The 20,987-nt window shown below is 34.4% G+C and carries 18 protein-coding genes; 12 read left to right on the top strand and 6 right to left on the bottom strand.

Annotation, left to right across the window (positions count from 1 at the left end; genetic code table 11):
• Positions 1–4 precede the first annotated feature (4 nt).
• The 10 genes from C1T31_RS02310 to C1T31_RS02265 all read left to right on the top strand — a co-directional run bounded on the left by C1T31_RS02310 (position 5) and on the right by C1T31_RS02265 (position 8,124).
• Positions 5–436 (top strand): hypothetical protein, encoded by a 432-nt coding sequence (locus C1T31_RS02310; protein WP_103050840.1) that lies wholly within the window; start codon positions 5–7, stop codon positions 434–436.
• Positions 437–439: 3 nt separating this feature from the next.
• Complete coding sequence (gene sufC, locus C1T31_RS02305) at positions 440–1,192, top strand: Fe-S cluster assembly ATPase SufC (protein ID WP_103050839.1); 753 nt, start codon at positions 440–442, stop codon at positions 1,190–1,192.
• 9 nt (positions 1,193–1,201) lie between these two features.
• Positions 1,202–2,515: a Fe-S cluster assembly protein SufD gene (gene sufD / locus C1T31_RS02300; protein WP_103050838.1), complete on the top strand. Its 1,314-nt coding sequence runs from the start codon at positions 1,202–1,204 to the stop codon at positions 2,513–2,515.
• Positions 2,516–2,518: 3 nt separating this feature from the next.
• Positions 2,519–3,733: an aminotransferase class V-fold PLP-dependent enzyme gene (locus C1T31_RS02295; protein ID WP_103050837.1), complete on the top strand. Its 1,215-nt coding sequence runs from the start codon at positions 2,519–2,521 to the stop codon at positions 3,731–3,733.
• 165 nt (positions 3,734–3,898) lie between these two features.
• Positions 3,899–4,978: a zinc metalloprotease gene (locus C1T31_RS02290; RefSeq protein ID WP_103050836.1), complete on the top strand. Its 1,080-nt coding sequence runs from the start codon at positions 3,899–3,901 to the stop codon at positions 4,976–4,978.
• Between the two features lie 81 nt (positions 4,979–5,059).
• Entirely contained in the window at positions 5,060–5,839 is a 780-nt protein-coding gene (locus tag C1T31_RS02285; RefSeq protein ID WP_103050835.1) for an META domain-containing protein, read from the top strand.
• 30 nt (positions 5,840–5,869) lie between these two features.
• Positions 5,870–6,292 (top strand): SufE family protein, encoded by a 423-nt coding sequence (locus C1T31_RS02280; protein WP_103050834.1) that lies wholly within the window; start codon positions 5,870–5,872, stop codon positions 6,290–6,292.
• Position 6,293: 1 nt separating this feature from the next.
• Positions 6,294–6,617 carry an SUF system Fe-S cluster assembly protein gene (locus tag C1T31_RS02275; protein ID WP_103050833.1) on the top strand — a complete coding sequence of 108 codons (324 nt, stop codon included), beginning with the start codon at positions 6,294–6,296 and terminating at the stop codon, positions 6,615–6,617.
• Positions 6,618–6,620: 3 nt separating this feature from the next.
• The gene (locus tag C1T31_RS02270; protein ID WP_103050832.1) at positions 6,621–7,127 is read left to right on the top strand and encodes a DUF2480 family protein; all 507 of its coding nucleotides are present in this window, start codon (positions 6,621–6,623) and stop codon (positions 7,125–7,127) included.
• 61 nt (positions 7,128–7,188) lie between these two features.
• Positions 7,189–8,124: a DUF3078 domain-containing protein gene (locus tag C1T31_RS02265; RefSeq protein ID WP_103050831.1), complete on the top strand. Its 936-nt coding sequence runs from the start codon at positions 7,189–7,191 to the stop codon at positions 8,122–8,124.
• A gap of 47 nt (positions 8,125–8,171) precedes the next feature.
• Here the strand turns inward: C1T31_RS02265 and hflX are convergent, their stop codons facing one another.
• The gene (gene hflX / locus C1T31_RS02260; protein ID WP_103050830.1) at positions 8,172–9,383 is read right to left on the bottom strand and encodes a GTPase HflX; all 1,212 of its coding nucleotides are present in this window, start codon (positions 9,381–9,383) and stop codon (positions 8,172–8,174) included.
• Between the two features lie 91 nt (positions 9,384–9,474).
• Here hflX and C1T31_RS02255 point away from each other — a divergent pair, with 91 nt between their 5' ends.
• Positions 9,475–10,437: an endonuclease/exonuclease/phosphatase family protein gene (locus C1T31_RS02255; RefSeq protein WP_103050829.1), complete on the top strand. Its 963-nt coding sequence runs from the start codon at positions 9,475–9,477 to the stop codon at positions 10,435–10,437.
• Positions 10,438–10,488: 51 nt separating this feature from the next.
• Here the strand turns inward: C1T31_RS02255 and C1T31_RS02250 are convergent, their stop codons facing one another.
• Together C1T31_RS02250 and C1T31_RS02245 are read right to left on the bottom strand one after the other, a co-directional pair.
• Positions 10,489–11,928, bottom strand: a complete 1,440-nt coding sequence (locus C1T31_RS02250) for a DUF5689 domain-containing protein (protein WP_123912616.1) — start codon at positions 11,926–11,928, stop codon at positions 10,489–10,491.
• Between the two features lie 31 nt (positions 11,929–11,959).
• Positions 11,960–14,809 carry a carboxypeptidase regulatory-like domain-containing protein gene (locus C1T31_RS02245; protein ID WP_103050827.1) on the bottom strand — a complete coding sequence of 950 codons (2,850 nt, stop codon included), beginning with the start codon at positions 14,807–14,809 and terminating at the stop codon, positions 11,960–11,962.
• Between the two features lie 141 nt (positions 14,810–14,950).
• Between C1T31_RS02245 and C1T31_RS02240 the strand changes: the two genes are divergently transcribed.
• On the top strand, positions 14,951–16,009 hold the full coding sequence (locus tag C1T31_RS02240; protein ID WP_243398878.1) for an endonuclease/exonuclease/phosphatase family protein: 1,059 nt from the start codon (positions 14,951–14,953) through the stop codon (positions 16,007–16,009).
• Positions 16,010–16,078: 69 nt separating this feature from the next.
• Here C1T31_RS02240 and C1T31_RS02235 read toward each other — a convergent pair whose 3' ends face one another.
• From C1T31_RS02235 to pgi, 3 genes are all read right to left on the bottom strand, one after another.
• Entirely contained in the window at positions 16,079–16,519 is a 441-nt protein-coding gene (locus C1T31_RS02235; RefSeq protein WP_103050826.1) for a hypothetical protein, read from the bottom strand.
• Between the two features lie 98 nt (positions 16,520–16,617).
• Positions 16,618–19,176, bottom strand: coding sequence for a TonB-dependent receptor (locus C1T31_RS02230; protein ID WP_103050825.1), 2,559 nt, complete (start codon positions 19,174–19,176; stop codon positions 16,618–16,620).
• 164 nt (positions 19,177–19,340) lie between these two features.
• A complete protein-coding gene (gene pgi, locus C1T31_RS02225) occupies positions 19,341–20,984 on the bottom strand; it encodes a glucose-6-phosphate isomerase (RefSeq protein ID WP_103050824.1) in 1,644 nt (547 codons plus the stop codon).
• Between the last annotated feature and the right edge of the window lie 3 nt (positions 20,985–20,987).

The raw sequence follows: 20,987 nt of genomic DNA, 5'->3' as shown, positions 1-20,987 counted from the left end.
AACAATGAAAAAAGTACTCTTGTTATTGTTAAGTGTTATCGTTTTAAGCAGCTGTAAAAACGATTCTAAAGAAGAAAACACAAATCCAGCTACTGAAAAAATTGATACCGACAGCCCAGAAAGAACTGAAAAGCAAAGTGATGGCCTTACTATGCTCAAAGGCGATTTTGTTTATTACGCCGATGCCGCTGTTTTACAAACGCATCGTGAAGTGTATGCTGTAGTTATTGATGAGAAAATGCACGAATTGGATGACAAGGCTAAAAAGTACAAAAAGGACCCAACGGATTATGTGACAGTTGTGGTAAGAGGCAAAATAACACCAAAACCAGAAAATGAAGAGGGTTGGCCATACCGAGTTGAAATAAAAGAAATTGTTGATATTACTGCCAGTGACCCTGAAAGTAATAACGTTGTAAAATTGGAATCAAAATAAACTATGTTAAAGATAAATAACCTACACGCAAGTGTTGAAGATAAAGCGATATTAAGAGGTATTAATCTAGAGGTTAAACCTGGTGAGGTACATGCTATTATGGGACCTAATGGTTCTGGAAAAAGTACCTTGGCATCTGTTATTGCAGGTAAAGAGGAATATGATGTTGAAGAGGGTGAAATCCTTTTGGAAGGCGAAAATATTGATGATTTAGCGGCTGAAGAACGTGCCCACAAAGGCATCTTTTTATCGTTTCAGTATCCTGTAGAGATTCCAGGAGTTTCTGTAACCAATTTCATTAAAACGGCTATCAATGAAACGCGTAAGGCAAAAGGACTTGATGACATGCCAGCTAACGAAATGTTAAAACTGATTCGTGAAAAATCTGAATTACTGGAAATTGATAGAAAATTTTTATCTCGTTCCTTAAATGAAGGTTTTTCAGGTGGTGAAAAAAAACGAAATGAGATATTTCAAATGGCTATGTTGGAACCAAAATTGGCCATACTTGATGAAACGGATTCAGGATTAGATATTGATGCTTTAAGAATTGTTGCTAATGGTGTTAATAAACTAAAAAGTAAGGACAATGCCGTAATCGTGATTACGCACTATCAGCGATTATTGGATTATATAGTCCCTGATTTTGTACATGTCCTTCACAATGGCCGTATCGTAAAATCAGGTCCTAAAGAACTGGCCCACGAATTAGAAGAAAAAGGTTACGATTGGATAAAAGAAGAAGTGAACGCTTAAATTGAGCAAATGGATTTAAAAGACAAAATAGTTTCTTCATATTTAGCTTTCGAGGATCATCTGGACGATAATTCGCCACTTCATGATATCAGAAATGAAGCTATTAAGATTTTTGAGCAAAAGGGTTTCCCCAGTAAAAAAGAAGAGGCTTGGAAATACACGTCGCTTAACAGTTTATTGAAGCACAACTACAGTTTATTTCCTAAACGAGACAATGCGATTGAATATAAGGATATCAAGCAATATCTCATTCATGATATTGATAGCTACAAAATTATATTTATAGACGGAAAATATTCTTCCCATTTATCCGAAACCACACATGATGGTATGGATGTTTGCCTCATGTCAGCGGCACTTTCTAAACCAAAATATCGTTTGATCATTGAGAATTATTTCAACAAAGTTGCCACAACAGATAGTTTAACATCGTTAAATACGGCGTTTTCTAGTGAAGGTGCCTATATCAATATCCCAAAAAACAAGCTTGTTGAAAAACCCATTCAAATTGTCCATTTTTCAACTGGTAATGAAGCCGCATTAATGTTGCAGCCTCGTAATCTAATTGTTGTTGGTGAAAATTCGCATGTTCAAATAATTGAGCGTCACCAAAGTTTGACTGAAAACCCAGTTTTGACTAATTCGGTAACCGAAGTTTTTGCCGCCAAACGTGCTATCGTGGATTATTACAAAGTTCAAAACGACAAAGAATCGGCTTCTTTAATTGACAATACTTTTATCAACCAGAAGCAAGAAAGCCACTGTTCGGTTCATACATTTTCATTTGGTGGTAAACTTACCCGTAATAACCTAAACTTTTTTCAAAACGGCGAACGTATCGATTCGACCTTAAAAGGGGTGACTATCATTGGGAATAAACAACACGTTGATCACAATACGTTAGTACATCATATTGAACCGAATTGTGAAAGCCATCAAGATTACAAAGGTATTTTTGGTGATAGTGCCACAGGTGTCTTTAATGGACGCGTTATCGTCAATAAGGAAGCGCAAAAAACAAATGCTTTTCAATCCAATAATAATATTTTGGTAAGTGACAAGGCCTCTATTAATACCAAACCTCAACTAGAAATTTTTGCTGATGACGTGAAGTGTTCACATGGATGCACCATTGGTCAGCTGGATGAAAGTGCTATGTTTTATTTGCGTTCAAGAGGTATTCCAGAAAAAGAAGCTAAAGCCTTATTGATGTATGCGTTTAGTAATAACGTGTTAAGTTCCGTTAAAATTCCTGAAATCAAGCAACGTATTACCAAAATTATAGCCAACAAATTAGGAGTCAGAATTGGGTTTGATTTATAATGTATGTTTAATTTAGAGCGTATTCGTAAAGACTTCCCCATACTTTCAAGAAAAGTAAATGGTAAACCTTTGGTCTATTTAGACAATGCAGCTACTTCTCAAACACCACAACACGTTATTGATTGTATTGTAGATTATTATTCAAACTACAATGCTAATATTCACAGAGGCGTTCATACATTAAGTCAAGAAGCAACAGACAAATACGAAGCGGCAAGGCAAACCATCCAAAAGCATTTCAATGTCAAAAAAGCGCATGAAATTATTTTCACTTCAGGGACAACCCACGGTATCAATTTAGTGGCCAATGGATTTTCTTCATTTTTAAAATCTGGAGATGAGATTGTAGTTTCGGCTTTAGAACACCACAGTAATATTGTGCCTTGGCAAATGCTTTGTGAAAGAACTGGAGCAGTTCTAAAAGTCATTCCAATGAATGAAGAAGGTGAACTAGTAATGTCTGAATTTGACAATCTCCTATCACCAAACACTCAATTGGTTTTTGTCAATCATATATCCAATGCTTTAGGAACCATTAACCCCATTGAGGAAATCATACAAAAAGCGCATGCCGTTGATGCTGCTGTATTAGTTGATGGTGCCCAAGCTTGTCCACATATTAAACCAGATGTTCAAGATCTGGATGTTGATTTTTATGTAGCTTCTGCTCATAAAATGTGTGGCCCAACTGGCGTAGGCATCTTGTATGGAAAAGAAGCATGGTTGAACAAATTACCGCCTTATCAAGGTGGTGGCGAAATGATTGCTGAAGTCACCTTTGAGAAAACAACCTATGCCGATTTACCACATAAATTTGAGGCTGGAACACCCAATATTTGTGGTGGTATTGCCTTTGGTGCCGCAATTGACTATATGAACAGCATTGGTTTTAACAACATCGCCAGCTATGAACATGAGCTACTTGAGTATGCCACACAACAACTTTTGAAAATCAATGGTTTAAAAATCTACGGAACTTCCAAGCATAAAACATCGGTTATTTCTTTTAATCTTGAAGGAATCCATCCGTATGATGTAGGGACTATTTTAGATAAAATGGGTATAGCGGTTCGAACAGGTCATCATTGCGCGCAACCTATTATGGACTACTATAAAATTCCTGGGACTGTTAGAGCTTCTTTTGCATTTTACAATACCAAAACCGAAGTTGATAGTTTGGTTGAAGGTGTCAAAAAGGCTCAAATGATGCTTTCCTAAATCTAACTTTTTGAAAATCATTTTATTAACACCCTTCGGGTGTTTTTTTGTGCTAAAATCCTAAATGCATTTCATCGAAAAATTCATTTTTTTTTAATAATTACGTTAATTTATTCTTAAAGAATTATATATTCGGCAATATTTTAAACCAAATTTTACATTATTATGAAAAAAACACTTTTGGGTATGGCTGCTCTAGCTCTACTATTTGCATCATGTAACGATGATCAAAACTCGATTTCAACCAATGATGACCAATCAAAAATTGATATGAGTGATTTCTACGTCTATACAGACGCTGACATCGATGAAGCCGCAAGGATAGCTGAAGGCAAATCAAAATCCTGTTATTCAATGGTAAATCTAAACAGATTATTAAATGAAAATCCAGATTTAGAACAAACCATGTTTGATATTGAGTATCAAACCAGAAAATCCATTGCAGCTAAAAAACCAGATGGTGCAGGTAATGGCAATGGTAATGGCGGTGGAAATGATGGTGGTGGTGATCCAGATCCAGGTTTTACAGATCCTGTAACCATTCCTGTAGTTGTGAATATTATAGAGCAATTTTCAGGTCAAGTGAGTACCCAACAAATTAATTCTCAAATTGCTATCCTGAATGAGGATTATAATGATAACAATCCAAATACTAATGGTGTGCCTGCAGAGTTTGCAGGAGATGTAGCAAACTGTGGTATATCCTTCACACTGGCTCAAGTTAACAGAGTAGTAAATACCCGATCTTCATGGGGAACAAATGATGCTATGAAAGACAGTGGTCAAGGTGGTATTGATGTGACTGATCCTTCTACATATTTAAATATTTGGGTATGCGAAATAGGTGGTGGTATTTTAGGTTATGCTCAATTCCCTGGTGGACCAAGCGCTACTGATGGTGTTGTAATAGGAACTGATTATTTTGGGAATAATGCAGCAGGCGGTGTTTATGGCGACGGAAGAACCGGTACTCATGAAGTTGGTCACTGGTTAAACTTGCGTCACATTTGGGGTGATGGAAATTGCAGAAGAGATGATTTTGTAGCTGACACACCAACATCTGATGGACCAAACTATGGATGCCCTTCTTATCCAACAGTTAATTGTCGTTCTAATGACATGACCATGAACTATATGGATTATGTGTATGATGATTGTATGTATATGTTCACCAATGGTCAAAATGCTCGAATGAGAGCCTTGTTTGAAGCTGGTGGAGCAAGAGCTTCTTTAGCTGGAAACTAAATTTATTTCCATACAAAATATAAAAGACGCCAACTTTGGCGTCTTTTTTGTATTATTATGTTAAAAGTCAAATAACATATTATGAAATATTATACTATACTTTTAACTCTTATTTCCATATCTGCCTGTGGTCATTCAAAAAATGTAACGACCATGGATAAGGATTCGCAAAAAACCCTTAATGGCCAATTTATGATTCATCAAATGAATGGTTCAAAATTACCATTAACAGACTTAACTATTACGTTTAATGATAGCATAAAAGCCATTTCAGGATATTCTGGTTGTAACCGCTTTTCTGGGAGCTATGAAACCGAAGGGAACATGCTTAAAATAGGTCCACTGGCTTCAACAAAAATGGCTTGTTCAAACGATAGAAATGCGGTTGAAACAGAATTCTTAAGACTTCTAGGTCTTGTTAATTCATTCGAAAATTCAAATGGTCAACTCATATTAAAAACAGATAACACGGAAGTTTTTAAAGCATCTTTAGAAAATAATATGACCATCACTTATCAAGCGGCAACACGCGGATTTTTTGAAAAGATTTGGATCAATCAAAACGCAATAAACTTCTCGAATGATTATAATCTCAAAAACATAAATCAAGTTAATTGTCCATCAAAAGAATGGGATGATTTAATCAATTTAGTTCAAAAAATTGATGTTGCCATGTTACCTAACCTTGAACCACCAACGAAAACCAATCAATATGATGCAGCTCCAGGAGCTACTTTAGAAATTGGACTTCAAGGGAAAGTATATAAAACAGCTGTTTTTGATCATGGGAATCCACCTAAATCAATAGAAGATATCGTCAACAAAGTATTATCTATGAAGAAGTTGGTAGAGAAAGGATAGTTATGTGTATTTTTGCATAAAATAAAACTCATGACAATCCAAGAAATACAAAATGATATCATTGATGAATTTTCAATGTTTGAAGACTGGGAAGAACGTTATCAATACATGATTGACTTGGGAAAAACATTGCCCCTCATTGATGAGCAATACAAAACAGAAGATTATATTATAAAAGGATGCCAAAGTAAAGTTTGGGTACATGCTGATTTGGATGGTGACAGGGTCGTTTTTACAGCCGATAGTGATGCAATAATCACAAAAGGCATCATCGCTATTCTGATTAGAGTATTCTCTAATCAACATCCAAAAGATATCATTGAAGCCAATATGGATTTTATTGATAAAATTGGGCTAAAAGAGCATTTATCACCAACGCGAGCCAATGGGTTAGTCAGCATGATAAAGCAATTAAAAATGTATGCCATAGCATATCAAACGCAATTAAATTAAAATGGAAACCACAATAGATACCAATGCATTAGGCGAAAAAATAGTTAAGGTACTTAAAACTATTTACGACCCTGAAATACCTGTTGATATATACGAATTAGGACTTATTTATGATGTTTTTGTCAATGAGGATTACGATGTCAAAATATTAATGACCCTAACAACACCTAATTGTCCAGTTGCTGAAACCTTGCCAATGGAAGTTGAGGAAAAAGTAAAGTCCTTAAATGACGTTAAATCGGCTGAAGTAGAAATTACTTTTGATCCACCATGGAGTCAGGATTTAATGAGTGAAGAAGCCAAATTAGAACTCGGTATGCTTTAGATTATGGCAGATGACATTATAAATCGTGTAGCTAACAGCAAATTAATCACGTTCGATTTGGAAGACTACTACCCTGAAGGTGAACGTGTACTCTTTGATATTAAAGACTGGTTATTTGAAGAAATTGTTCTTAAGGAAAAAGATTTCCGCTCGCATGTTGAGCAACATGATTGGTCACAATATCAAGATAAATACGTTGCCATAACATGTTCATCTGATGCCATTATACCTGCATGGGCTTTTATGATAGTCTCTATAGCACTTGAGCCTTACACTAAATATAATATTACAGGAAATTTGGAAGATTTAGAAACAGCGCTTTATCAAAGCATTATTGCCAATTTAGATATTTCAGACTTTTCTGATAAGCCCATAATCATCAAAGGTTGCTCCAAAAAACCAGTACCCCTTAAAGCTTACAGCATGATTACCAACAAACTAAAACCTGTTGTAAAATCAATTATGTTTGGTGAAGCTTGTTCAAATGTGCCTTTATTTAAAAGAAAATAGTATTTTTGTTCCGTTATTAATCTAATTATAGACACACTATAATTAATCCATTTTTATTCTTATGAAAAAAATTTTTACATTTTGTTTAATGCTGATTGCGACAGCCTCATTTTCGCAAACCATTGAAGAATTGAAAGAAGAAAAATCAATCAAGGAAGATTCTATTAAAGCCATTCAAGGGCGCGTTGATGACTTAAAAAAGCAAATAGATGAATTTCCTGGTTGGAAATTTGGTGCATTTGGTACTATTGGTGCTAGTTTTTCTGAATTCAACAATTGGTACGGTCAGGGTTCACCAAACAATTCAGCTGGTAACATTACCTTTACTGTAAACCCTTTTGCTAAATTAGATCGTGAAAAATATTTTTGGTACAATACAGGGAATATCAATTTAAGTTGGGTAAAGTACGACGATAAAGACGACCCAACGGACAATAAAGACTTTAGAGAGGCCAGTGATGTATTTAATATAACATCATTATTTGGTTATAAAATTGCCAAAAATTTAGCAGTATCTACATTGGGTGAGTATAGAACAACGCTTATCAACAATTTCAATGATCCTGGATATTTAGATTTAGGTTTAGGTGTTACTTGGACACCTTTAGACGGTTTGGTAGTGGTTGTTCATCCACTTAACTACAACTTTGTTTTTGCTGACAACGATGCCATTTTTGAATCGTCTTTGGGAGCTAAAATTGTGGCGAATTATGCTAAATCTATTGGTGATTTAAAATTCAACTCAAATCTTTCAATGTTTCAAAGTTATGAGAGTTCGGACTTATCAAATTGGACTTGGATAAACTCATTGAGTTATACTGTTTGGAAAGGTATAGGTCTTGGTTTTGAGCTAGGTTTAAGAGATAACAAGCAAGAAGCTCTTAATTTTGCAACCAACAATTGGGATCCAGCTGGAATTCAGCCTGAACCAACCTTTGATAATGTTGACAACGAGCTACAAGTGTATACAACATTTGGTTTAAGTTATTCTTTTTAAAAAAGATTAAAATAATATTAATAAAAAAGCACCCAATGGGTGCTTTTTTATTGTTCTTCTTCGTAATCTGGATAAAGGAAGTGATTATATGGGAAGCGAGTGATATGGATCTCTCTAACCTCATCATAAACACGCTTTTTAAAATCTTCTAAATTTTGTTTATTTAAAGCTGAAATAAACAATGCATTATTCCCTATTTTATTCATCCATGTTTTTTTCCATTCCTGTAAACTATAGTTTGCCTTTGTGCGTTCCGACATTAAATCGGTATCATCATAAGGTTCAGCTTCATAAGCATCAATCTTATTGAAAACCATGATCGTTGGTTTATCGCTACTATCTATTTCTCCCAAAATTTTATTGACAGACTCTATGTGCTCTTCAAAATTAGGATGCGAAATATCAACTACATGCAACAGCAAATCCGCCTCACGAACTTCATCCAAAGTGCTTTTAAAACTCTCAACCAATTGTGTTGGCAGTTTTCTAATAAACCCAACGGTATCTGTCAATAAAAATGGCAAATTTTGAATCACAACTTTTCGTACAGTTGTATCCAATGTTGCGAAGAGTTTGTTTTCAGCAAAAACTTCACTTTTACTAATGGTGTTCATTAAAGTGGATTTACCAACATTGGTATATCCTACAAGTGCTACACGAACCATTTTACCACGATTACCTCGTTGCACAGCCATTTGCTTATCAATGGTCTTTATTTTCTCTTTAAGCAACGCTATTTTATCGCGCACTATACGTCTATCCGTTTCTATTTCAGTTTCACCAGGACCTCTCATACCAATACCTCCTTTTTGTCTTTCAAGGTGAGTCCACATACCTTTTAAACGCGGCAATAAATATTCACATTGCGCCAACTCAACTTGAGTTCTAGCATAACTTGTTTGAGCACGTTGTGCAAAAATATCCAGAATCAAATTGGTTCTATCCAAAACTTTACAGTTCAGAATCTTACTGATATTCCGCTCTTGAGCAGGTGATAATTCATCATCAAAAATAGCTGTACCTACATCATTTTCCTCAATAAACTGTTGGACATCTTGCATCTTTCCTTTTCCAATAAACGTTTTGGAATTGGGCATATCCATTTTTTGGGTAAATCTTTTAACCACTTCTCCACCGGCTGTATAAGTCAAAAATTCCAGCTCATCTAAATATTCTTTAGACTTGTCTTCATCCTGTTCTCTGGTAATTACCCCAATTAAAACGGCTTTTTCTAACTCTATGTCTTTCTTTTCTATCATAAACCAAAATATACTACAAAGTTACAATGATAATATCTAATCTATGGTAAATAACTCAATTCTTGTATTTAATTTATTAATTTAGATGTAAATGGAAAAATCTCACACTAATTCAAGCAACCTTTTTGCCGTAGCATTTTACAATCTTGAAAACTTATTTGACATTTATGATGATTATTTAACAAATGATAACGATTTTCTTCCAGATTCTGTGAAGCGATGGACTCCTAAAAGATATCATAATAAATTACGAAAATTGGGTTTAGCTATTTCAAATATTGGAAAAGAGGAAACTGGAACCAACCCCGCTATCATAGGGCTTGCCGAAGTAGAAAACAATTTGGTATTAGATGATTTATTGGCCTCAAACCATTTGAGGGATTTAAATTATGACTACGTTCATTTTGATTCTCCTGATGAACGAGGTATTGATGTGGCTTTTTTATATGATACAACAGTATTCGAAGTCGAGGTCTCTGAAGTGTTTCCAGTCAATATTTATGATGCTGATGGTACTGTAGATTACACCAGAGATATTTTATTGGTAACTGGTTTTTTATATGGTGAACGAACCTATATCATGGTCAATCACTGGCCATCTAGACATGATGGTGAATTGGAAACGGAGCCCAAACGCATGTTGGCTTCAGAAAAAGCTAGTGAGGTTATCCAAACAATCAAGTCTGATAATCCAGAAGCTAAAATTATCGTCATGGGTGACTTTAATGATGATCCTAACAGCGAGAGCATTAAACACTTAATCCATTCCAATGACTTATATAACCCTATGACCACCTTGTTGACAAACAAGCAAGGAACAACCGTTCATGAATTTGAATGGAATTTATTTGATCAAATTCTAATCAGTACTAATTATTTTGAAACCGCTAAAGGCAAGTTATCGTTTAATCGTGCTAAAATATTCAATGTAGATTTTTTGAAACAATTTCATGGTCGTTACAAAGGGTCGCCTTTTAGAACCTACGTTGGTAAAAAATACAAAGGTGGTTACAGTGACCATTTCCCAGTATATATATTATTGCAATTAAATTAAACAAAAAGCCCACTAAATAGTGGGCTTTTTGTTTTTATTTGAAATTCCAGATTAATTACCCGTTACTTCCAAATTGTCAATATGATACCTTGTAGTAGCAGAAGGGTCAGAACCCAAATATTTGAAAGCAACTCTAACATTTCCTTCCAAACAGTCTATACTAATATCACCTACATTGTTAAATCCTCCAAAACCGCTTGATGGCGTATTTGGGATTGTCACATCAACTTCAGTCCATTCGGTAGTCGTAACATCACCTGTGTAATTATCTGTAATTAATACACTCAAGATAACACCATTAGAAAATGCTACCTCCAAATCAAAAGTTAATGCCTCATCGGTAGTCCCGTCAAGGTTAATATCTGGGGTGACTAACCAAGTTTCCATGACACTTTCACCAGAGCTAAATCCAGAAATTTGAGCATAATTATTGCCGCTAAAACTTCCAATAATAAATTGCTCGCTACCTGCTACCAATACTTGCTCCCATCCTTGAGCTTCCAAATCTGAAATGTTAGAAACAGACTCCATATCTTGAGAGAATATTGTTTGCGCTGTACCAATACTGCCACCACACTCTAATACATTTGGATCACATCTTTCGTCACTATCAAAATTAATGTCTGCTCTAGAGTTGATAACCAACACGCTGAAATCATCACCAAAATCACGGCTGTAAATACCTTGGATAGTACCACGTCCTTGATCTACTTGAAGCGATTTAAAATCAGCAAAAGTACTGGTTTGTAATGGAATTGTGTTATTGGTTGCACAACTCTCCAACGTTCTAAACCCATCAAATTCATCACTAGCTTCACCTGCAAAAGTCATCCCCAATTGGCTTCTGTGAAATTGCGCATCGTTTAATTGAATTAAGGTGTTTTCATCAGCTTCAGACAAACCTTCAATTGTTGTCACTTTTGGACTAATTTCAGCAATTTCAGTACCTCTTATAATAATATCAGTAAATGGTACTAAACACATGCAGTCTTCAGAATATTCAGTTGCTTCAATTTGTTCAATTTGACTACTTTCTCCTTTACCAATGACTAATACTCCATTGGATTCTCCAATAGTTAACCCAGTCAATTTCACATAAACCTTTCTACCAATCTGATAGGTGTTATATAAACTATTAACATTAATAGAAATTCTTAAGCCAAGTCTTGGGTCTTCAGAAGAATCACTATCATCAATTTTATTCTGAATGATTAGCTCTTCAAAAAAATTGCCTCCTTGGTCACTAGATATAACATATCCTTCAATATATAATTCTTCATCTGAAGGAATAATAGCAGTAGGATCACCATCATTTTGAGCTTGTTCAAATCTTTGATAAACAGCTAAAAATGTTGTTATCTTATCTTGAGGGATATTAGGTTCTTGTATTGATATATTTGGTAAGCTATAATCGTCATCACTAACACAGGATGACATGACGAATGCAAGTGACAATACACTTAGCACGAATAAATTTTTAATTGTTTTCATTGTTTTTGATATTATATTTTTCATAATTTTTTTAGAATCTAAAGTTAAGGTTTACGAAATAAGTGGCGCCTCGAGCGTACCAATATTTTGATCCAAATACAGGAGTATTAAGAGCTTGATCATCTCGCAACTGTCTATAATTGGCATTACGACCTTGTTCAAAACCACCTGTTTTATATACTTCGTCCAAAAGATTGTTGACACTTGCAAATAGTCCGATGTAATAATCTCCTATTTTCCAAGATTTACCACCTGTAAGATTTACAGTAAAATACTCATCAAATTCCTCTTGCTTTAATAATTCACGAGCTATATTTTCATCATAATCATTAAATACATTTCCGTCTGCATCTGTAGTGAAATTAGTTGTTCTTGTTAACGGATTCACATCAACATATGTATTAGTGAAATAATTAACTGTTGCTCCAAACCACCAGTAATCAGGATCACGATATTCAAATCCAAATGAGTATGCCTGTTGTGGGCCACCTGCTATTTTGTAATCTTTTAAATTAGATACACCGTAGTCTCTGTATCCATTTGAAAATCCTGCGATTTGAGATTCGACATTTGGTTCAGTTGTTAGATATAAATTCGGATTGTTGTCATAAGTAAACTGACCTACAGAAGCAACACCCTTTAACTTTAAGGTTGGTATCACTTGAACTTCAATTCCCAATTCCGCACCAATGTGTTTCTTATCAATTCCTTGTAAAACCTCCTGCACAAAAACAGCATTGTCACCACCAACACCATCAGCATAGTAAAAAGAGATTTCGTTGGCATCCTCTATTTTAGTATAGTACCCTGTTAATTTAGCTTTTACAATTGGTGAACGATAAATATAGCTAATATCTGTTGACAAAATCTTTTCTTCAGTTATTCCCAAGCCATTTCTATCACCAACGACATCATGATTCTCTCTGGAATTTGAAAACGTGTTTCTTAATGTTGGCGCTTTAGTCAAATAGCCTCCATTGACATCAATTAAATGCTTACCAGATATTTTATAAGTTAAACCACCTTTAGCACCTAAACCAGTAAATTTTACTTCCTTACCTTTTCCTAATGAGTTATCAGGAAATCCTCCATTTTGATATAATCCTTCTCGTTGGTATGTGGTGTTTGTATAACTACCTGCTAAATAAAAATCTACTTTGTTATATTTAAACTGTGCTTGAGCATATCCTGAAAAGATATTCGCATAAAAGTTGTAGTTATATTTAAATTTATCACCTTCACCAGCCAATCTATTTGGGTTCAACATGTCGTTTTGAATACTTCCTAAATTCGTAGCATTGCCATTTTCATCGTATTCTATATCCGTAGCAAACGCATCAACATCCAAATAGGAACCTGCACCAAACAAATCAATGATTTCTGCAAAATTTTCAGATTTTAAGTACTTATAATTTACCGCAGCATTTATTATAATATTCTCATTGATTTCAGATGTTAAAATAGAATTTACTGTTAATTGAGAATCGTCATTTCTGTCCTCGTATAAAGCATATACAGCATTACCACCTCTTGAGGCATTACTTATGTTTGCATAATACAATTCATTCCAATTAATTTGACCATCATTTAAGAATTGTTGTTGTGCCCTGTAAGCTCTTCCTAAATCGTCGGGATAATTTCTTATAAAGTAACTTGGTAACTTCTGGTAGTAAGTTGGACTCGGATTCGCTCCACCGCCTTCAGGAAAACCGTCAACTAAATCCGTTCCGTTCCAATCTAAACGGCTATTACCTATTTTACCAAACTGATACCCAACATTGGTGTTCAATTTAGTTTTGCTGCTAATATCCCAATAGTGGTTTAACATTAGAATAGGCTCTTCAATCTCCTTGATTCTGGAATTACGCTTATCACCATCGTACCATCCCCAATATTCATTATATCGAATACCTTTCAAATCATAAACTTCTTGAGTATTAGGTGAAGATTTACCTCTTCGGTTGGGTGTATAAATAGATGTGAAATTTAAACTATGTTTTTCTCCCAATTGTTTTTCAACAGACGCAAAAAATGAATTGGAATCATATAGTGTGGCTTCTTGATAACCTTCTTTACCCCAACGTCTTCCAGCCATAATAGCATATGACCATCCACCATCTAACAACCCTGAAGCGTAACTTGCCATAACACGATTAGTGTAACTTCTGTTAGAGGCAGAAAATGTAACACGTCCACCTTCTCTGTATTTAGAAGCTCTAACAACCATGTTAGTAGTCCCTAAAACTCCTCCAAAATTATAATTGGAAGGTTGAAGACCTGTTGTTAATTCTTGATTACGAAGAACATCATTCAATCCACCCCAATCACTCCATTGTGGTCTACCATCAAAAGTTTTATTCATTTCGATACCATTAATCAATATAGAACCGTTTTCAGAATCTAGACCCCTAACTCTAAAAAAGGATGAACTAAATTCAAAGGCTGCAGTACGTTGAAAAACGTCTTGAGATGATTGTAATAATCCAGATATGTTGTCTAAACCAGCTCCGTCATCGTTTAGCTCATCGTCAGATAAGGTAATAGTAAACAAATCGGCACTGTCAACAACTTTTTCCAATGTCATGTCCGTTATGTTCAATGTTTGACCTTGGTTAACAACTATTGGGTACCTTTTGGAAATATAACCAGATTTTGATATAACCAATACTTGTTCTCCCAAAGGAACGGTTTCCAAAAACTGGAATTCTCCAGATTCATCAGTTATTACATTTAATTCGGTTCCTTCAATAGTTACTGTTACTTCTGGAATTGGTTCATAGGAAACTGCCTCAGTGATGCTTCCCTTTACTATTGCTTCTTGAGCGTATATAGTAAGTGTTGAAAAAATTCCAAATAAGAAAATAAAAAAGTGTTTTTTCATACTAGAAATTGTAGTTAATAAATTGATTGCGCGTTAAATAATGATTAATTAAAGCGTGCAAATTTACATTATTTATAATAAATATCTACTTTTGGCGTAAGATTTGTAATATCATAACAAAAACATAACATTCTTAACTCAATGAAAAAAATTACGCTTTTAGCAACTGTCTTTTTAATGCTTGGATTAGTTAATATGCATGGCCAAGAAAAAAAGAAATTTAAAATACATACAGTGGCATTTTATAATTTAGAAAACCTATTTGACACCATCAATGATCCAACAAAAAACGATGAGGCTAGCCCCATTATGGAAATGAAAATCAAAACAGGTGATATATATAAAAGAAAAGTACATAATATGGCTCGTGTAATTGCCGATATAGGTTTTGAAGCCTCGCACAATTCTCCTGTTCTTTTGGGTGTTTCAGAGGTTGAAAACCGTGAAGTGTTAGAAGATGTAGTTAATGACCCCTTGCTTTTGGAAAAAGATTACGGGATTGTTCATTATGACTCTCCTGACGGTCGAGGAATTGATGTAGCTTTGTTATATCAAAAACAATTTTTCACACCATTACACACTAGTTCTCATGAATTAAAAATTTATGATGATGATACCAGAGAGCGTGTACATACTCGTGACCAACTTTTGGTTAGTGGGAAATTAGAAGGTGAAATGATTCATCTTATTGTTAATCACTGGCCATCTAGACGTGGTGGTGAAGCTAGAAGTAGACCAAAACGAGTAGCTGCTGCTAAATTAAATAAACGTATCATAGATTCTTTGCAATCATTAGACCCCTATGCTAAAATATTCACAATGGGCGATTTAAACGACGACCCAACCAATGCCAGCGTTAAAGATGTTTTAAAGGCTGATAAAGATAAGGATAAAGTAGGTTTTAAAGGAATCTATAATCCCTACTATAGTATGTTTAAAAAAGATGGCTTAGGTACAACCGCGTATAGGGACGCTTGGAGTTTATTTGATCAAATCATGTTTACACAGCCTTTTTTAGAAAAAGATTATTCATCATGGAGATATTATCAAGCTGGTATCTATAATAAAAATTATTTAGTAAATAAGGAGGGCCGATATAAAGGATATCCTTTAAGAAGCTTTGCAGATGGTGGTTTTACTGATGGATTCAGTGATCATTTCCCTGTTTATGTATATATTATAAAAGAAGTTCAAGACTAAAATTGATTCTTCTTAAACTCCATAAAAAAAGACCAGTAAAATCTGGTCTTTTTTTATTGTAATTTTTTATTAATTGAACCAAGTATTCCATGGTATTTTAGCCAAAACTAAAATCAAAGCGAGTGTGTAGAAAATAGCAATGGTTTTTAATTTAGCTTTTGATGTCAATTTCTTTTTATGTTTTGAATAACCCATTGTGATTAAAACAATTGCTAAAATCATAGTAATGGGATGTTCTATGATGTTAGAGCGTAGCGTACTATTTTTCATTATCTCACCCATTCCCATGTCTTTTATCAGGGACAAGTAATCTGCTGCAAAAAACAATATAATACCCAAGAGCAATTGAATGTGCGACACAATTAAAGTAAAAAGTGATATGCGAAAATCTTTTGCCTCATACTCTTTATTTCCAAAAGCTTTGATTAAGGCATTAAAAGTGGCTAGTACTAAAATTAAAAGCACCAAATATGCCCAATATGAGTGTAATATTTGAACGGTTCTATACATAATGTTTAGTTTTATAGTGTATAACAAATGTAGTGATTAATACCTATAAAAAAACCTCTTCAGATTGAAGAGGTTTTTAATGTTGTCAAAAATTTATGTTAGAAGTTGAAACGGATACTTGTATTCCAAGTTCTACCATAGCCAAAACGTCCAGTATTATCCATGTTTACACCCTTGTAATTATCTGCAGGGTTAGATGAAGCCTGAAGATTACCATTAACAGATTCTAAATATACTTCATCAAAAACGTTGTTAACGTTTAATCTGAATTGAATTGAATTTGTTCCTTCTCCAACCAACAATTTATATGAAAATCCTAAATCAACAGTATCATATGATGGCATTGATACAGGTGCTTCTTCTAAAGAACCCGTTGAGAATAAATCATTATACCAATTCCAAGCACCATCTATACTTGTGTTTTTGCAGAACTCAAAACTACCATTAACTCCAGCTGTAACTTGTGCCGCTCCACCAACATCAAATCCGTCAATAACAATCTCTTCATCAGATCCAATTTGATTTCCATCATTATCAAATGTTCTTTGGTTCGCATTATCTTTAAATTGCCACTCACCTAAAGACAAGAATCCATTAAGTCTTAAATTATCCAATGGACGTGTCATAACCTCTAGTTCAACTCCATAATGTACTTGTTTTACTCCTAACGTTTGGAAACTTATGAAATCATCTCCGTTTTCACCATTATTATTAACCAAAGTTCTGTTGTCCCAAGTTGTATGGTATACGTTTAAGTTTGCTGAAATGGCTCTACCTCCATTAAATTGATAGCCTGCTTCAAAACCAGTAATTTCTTCATTTTCAACTTCAGGTTGTAATAACTCATTTCCTCCTCTGTTATTTTGAAACAATGTATCATGGAAAGGCTGACGCGAGTAATATCCGGCATTTACGAAAACCTTATGCATATCACCAATTTGATAAGATCCTCCTGCTTTAAGGTTAAACCCAATATTGTTTACTTTTTCAGAATCTTCACCTTGACCAGGAGTAGACGTATTTAAAAACTCCGTTCTTACATGAGATTGATTAGAAAGAGCACCTTGGAAAAATGCAGAGAAATTATTTTTAGCATATTCTAACTGTCCAAATATTCCTTGATAGTTAATTTGCTCTTCATAATCATATCCAAAACGTTGTAAGTGGTCTGTGTTTGGATCAAAAAAAACTTCCCATGGGTTAATTCCTCCTGCTTCAGTTAAGAAATATGTTTCACCACCACTATAACCTGAACTATTAGATACAGAATCAATAGAAATAAACTCTCTAATATCTCTAAAATGGATACCATTATAAAAACGCATATCAGCACCAATGTTGAAGTTTAAGTTTTCTGTAAGTTGATTGTTATAATTTGTAACCAATCCATACCAGTTGTGGTTATTATTAGATCCTCTAGCATACAATAACTCACCTGTATTTCTATCTGTAATAGATTGTGCAAAACTACCTCTACCCATTGAACCGTATAATACAGTTGATAAAGAAGATTTATCGTTAATATTCCAATCCCAGCTCAAATTGGCAACTGGTTTGTGATAAATATTTCTACCTCCAGGATAAACGCTATTACCACCATGTAATGTGTTAGGGCTATCTATACCTTCAAAATTCCATGAATTGTAACGTCTTCCTCTTTCATTTTCAACAAAAGAACGAATTGAGCCGCTTCCTGCTGCAGCATGCCATTGTGGTGCACCGGTTAACAAAAAATTTAAAGAATGTTTCTCATTTGGCTGATAACCAACTGATAAAAAATAGGTTTGTCCTTGACCTTGGGTATAGTCAACATAACCATCCCCTTGCCAGTGACCTAACAAACCTGAAAAAGACCATCCTTTCTCACCAACACCTGTTGAAAAATAGGCAGTAGATTTCAAATAATTATCATTACCTACCATTTGCTGAACAAATCCACCTGCTCTTCTATCAATAGTTTTTGTTACAATGTTTACTGTTCCTCCAACGGAAGAAATGGCTAATTTTGAAGCACCTAAACCACGCTGTACTTGAATAGCATTAGCCACTTCAGTAACACCTTGCCAGTTAGACCAGTACATTTTACCGTCTTCCATACCGTTGATTGGTTGACCATTCAATAGAAAAGCCGTGTTAGTTTGATCAAAACCTCTTAAAAACATTTGACCATCACCAAAACCACCTGCTTGTACAGTTTGAACTGAAGGTGTTGACTTTAATAAAACTGGTAAATCAAAATTACCTGCCTTCTCTTGAATTTCGGAAGCCCTGATTGTAGAAACTGCAATAGGTGTTTTTCTGTCTTCCGCCAAATCGATAACTCCTGATCCAATGATTACAATCTCTTCAAGTGTATTGTCACCAGTTAAAGTGATCGCTCCCAAATTAGTGTTTCCATCAAAAGATACAGTAACCTTACCATAACCAACGTAAGAAATAACTAACTCACCTGAAGTCATTTCAGTTGTAATAGTAAAATTTCCATCGAAATCTGAAGACACGCCATTAGTTGTACCTTTTTCAACGATGTTTGCCGCAGGAAGTGGTGAATTCATTTCACCGTCCATAACGGTACCTGTCACAGTACTCTGTGCCATTGCAAAACCAGTAAACAAAATTGCTACTGATAAAAATAATAATCTTGTAATTTTTTTCATTGTATTAAAAAGATTTGATTTTAAATTTTTGGCAAAATTAGTCTAATATGTCGGACAAATATTACGATATCGTTAAGAATTTTAGGCTGTAATGAAGATATTGAATAATATCTATTGAGGATTTGTTAAAAAATAAAGCTATTAACAAGTTTTTCAACAATTTTTTAGCTATTTTTTTTGTAAAAGTTTAAAATATTGGTAGTGGAAGTATCGTGATTGGTAAATCTGTTATTTTTTATATCCTGAAGGATACTTTTGGCCAGTTGCTTCCCTAATTCAACACCAAATTGGTCAAAACTGAAAATATTCCAAATTATTCCTTGAACAAATATTTTATGCTCATACATGGCTATTAACTTACCAAGACTTTCAGGAGTTAGTTTTTCAATAAAAATAGTATTGGTTGGTTTATTGCCATTAAAAACTTTAAAGGGAGCTATTTTAGAAATCTCTTCTTGAGAAAGACCACTATCAGAAAGTTCTTTTAAAACCTCATCATAGGTTTTACCGTTCATAAGGGCTTCTGTTTGGGCAATAAAATTAGATATTAGCTTGTCCTGATGCTCTTGATTACCGTGTAGTGATTTTGCAAATCCAATAAAATCTGCTGGAATCAATTTGGTTCCTTGGTGGATTAGTTGAAAAAAGGCATGCTGTGAATTGGTACCTGGCTCTCCCCAAATAATGGTTCCCGTTTGATAGGTTACTTGATCTCCATTTCTGTCAACACTCTTACCATTGCTTTCCATAATTCCCTGTTGTAAGTAGGTAGCAAATTGGTTTAAGTATTGTGAATAGGGAATAATGGCTTCGCTTTCGGCTTTGAAAAAGTTATTATACCACACACTCAACAAAGCTAGTTGCACAGGAATGTTATTTTCAAAAGGTTCTTCTTTAAAATGCTGATCCATTTTGTGGGCACCAAGCAATAATTGTTCATAATTATCATAGCCTAATGACAAACTTATGGTCAGACCAACAGCAGACCAAAGCGAAAACCTTCCGCCAACCCAGTCCCACATAGGAAAAATATTATTCTCATCTATCCCAAATGCTTTTACCTTATCAATATTAGTTGAAACTGCCACAAAATGTTTTGCGATAGCATCATCTGGGAAGCTTTCTAAAAACCATTCTCTAATGGTTGTGGCATTGGATAAAGTCTCTTGGGTTGTGAATGTTTTAGAAACTATTACAAACAGGGTTGTTTCAGGATTCAGTTTTTTTATTACCTCGTTCACATGATCGCCATCCACATTACTTACAAAATGGGTGTTTAAATGATTCTTATAAAACTGAAGAGAATCAACAACCATCGCAGGACCCAAATCTGAACCACCAATACCAATATTGACAACATCAGTAAATGATTTTCCCGTGTGACCCTTTAATATACCACCAACTACCTCATTCGTGAAATCTTTAATTCGCCCCTTTACCCTAAAAACTTCAGGAATCACATTTTCTCCTTCAACATAAACCTTATCATTTATTGAAGCTCTTAAAGCAGTATGTAAAACAGCTCTTTGTTCCGTTTCATTGATAACCTCACCTAAAAAACAACTTTTGATAGCCTCTTCCAAATGAACTTCTGAAGCTAGTTCCAAAAGTAATTCCTTGGTCTCATTGGTTATACGATTCTTGGAATAATCAACATAAAAATCTTGCCAATTAATCGAAAAATTATCTGCACGTTTACTATCTGAAGCAAATAACTCTTTCAAATGGACATCTTCGATTTTACGAACATGTTCTTGAAGTTTTTTCCAAGCTTTTGTTGTGGTTGGATTTATTTTTGGTAAAGCCATAAA

Source organism: Hanstruepera neustonica (assembly GCF_002895005.1).
Lineage (GTDB): Bacteria > Bacteroidota > Bacteroidia > Flavobacteriales > Flavobacteriaceae > Hanstruepera > Hanstruepera neustonica.
This window is presented reverse-complemented; position numbering and strand designations above follow the sequence as displayed.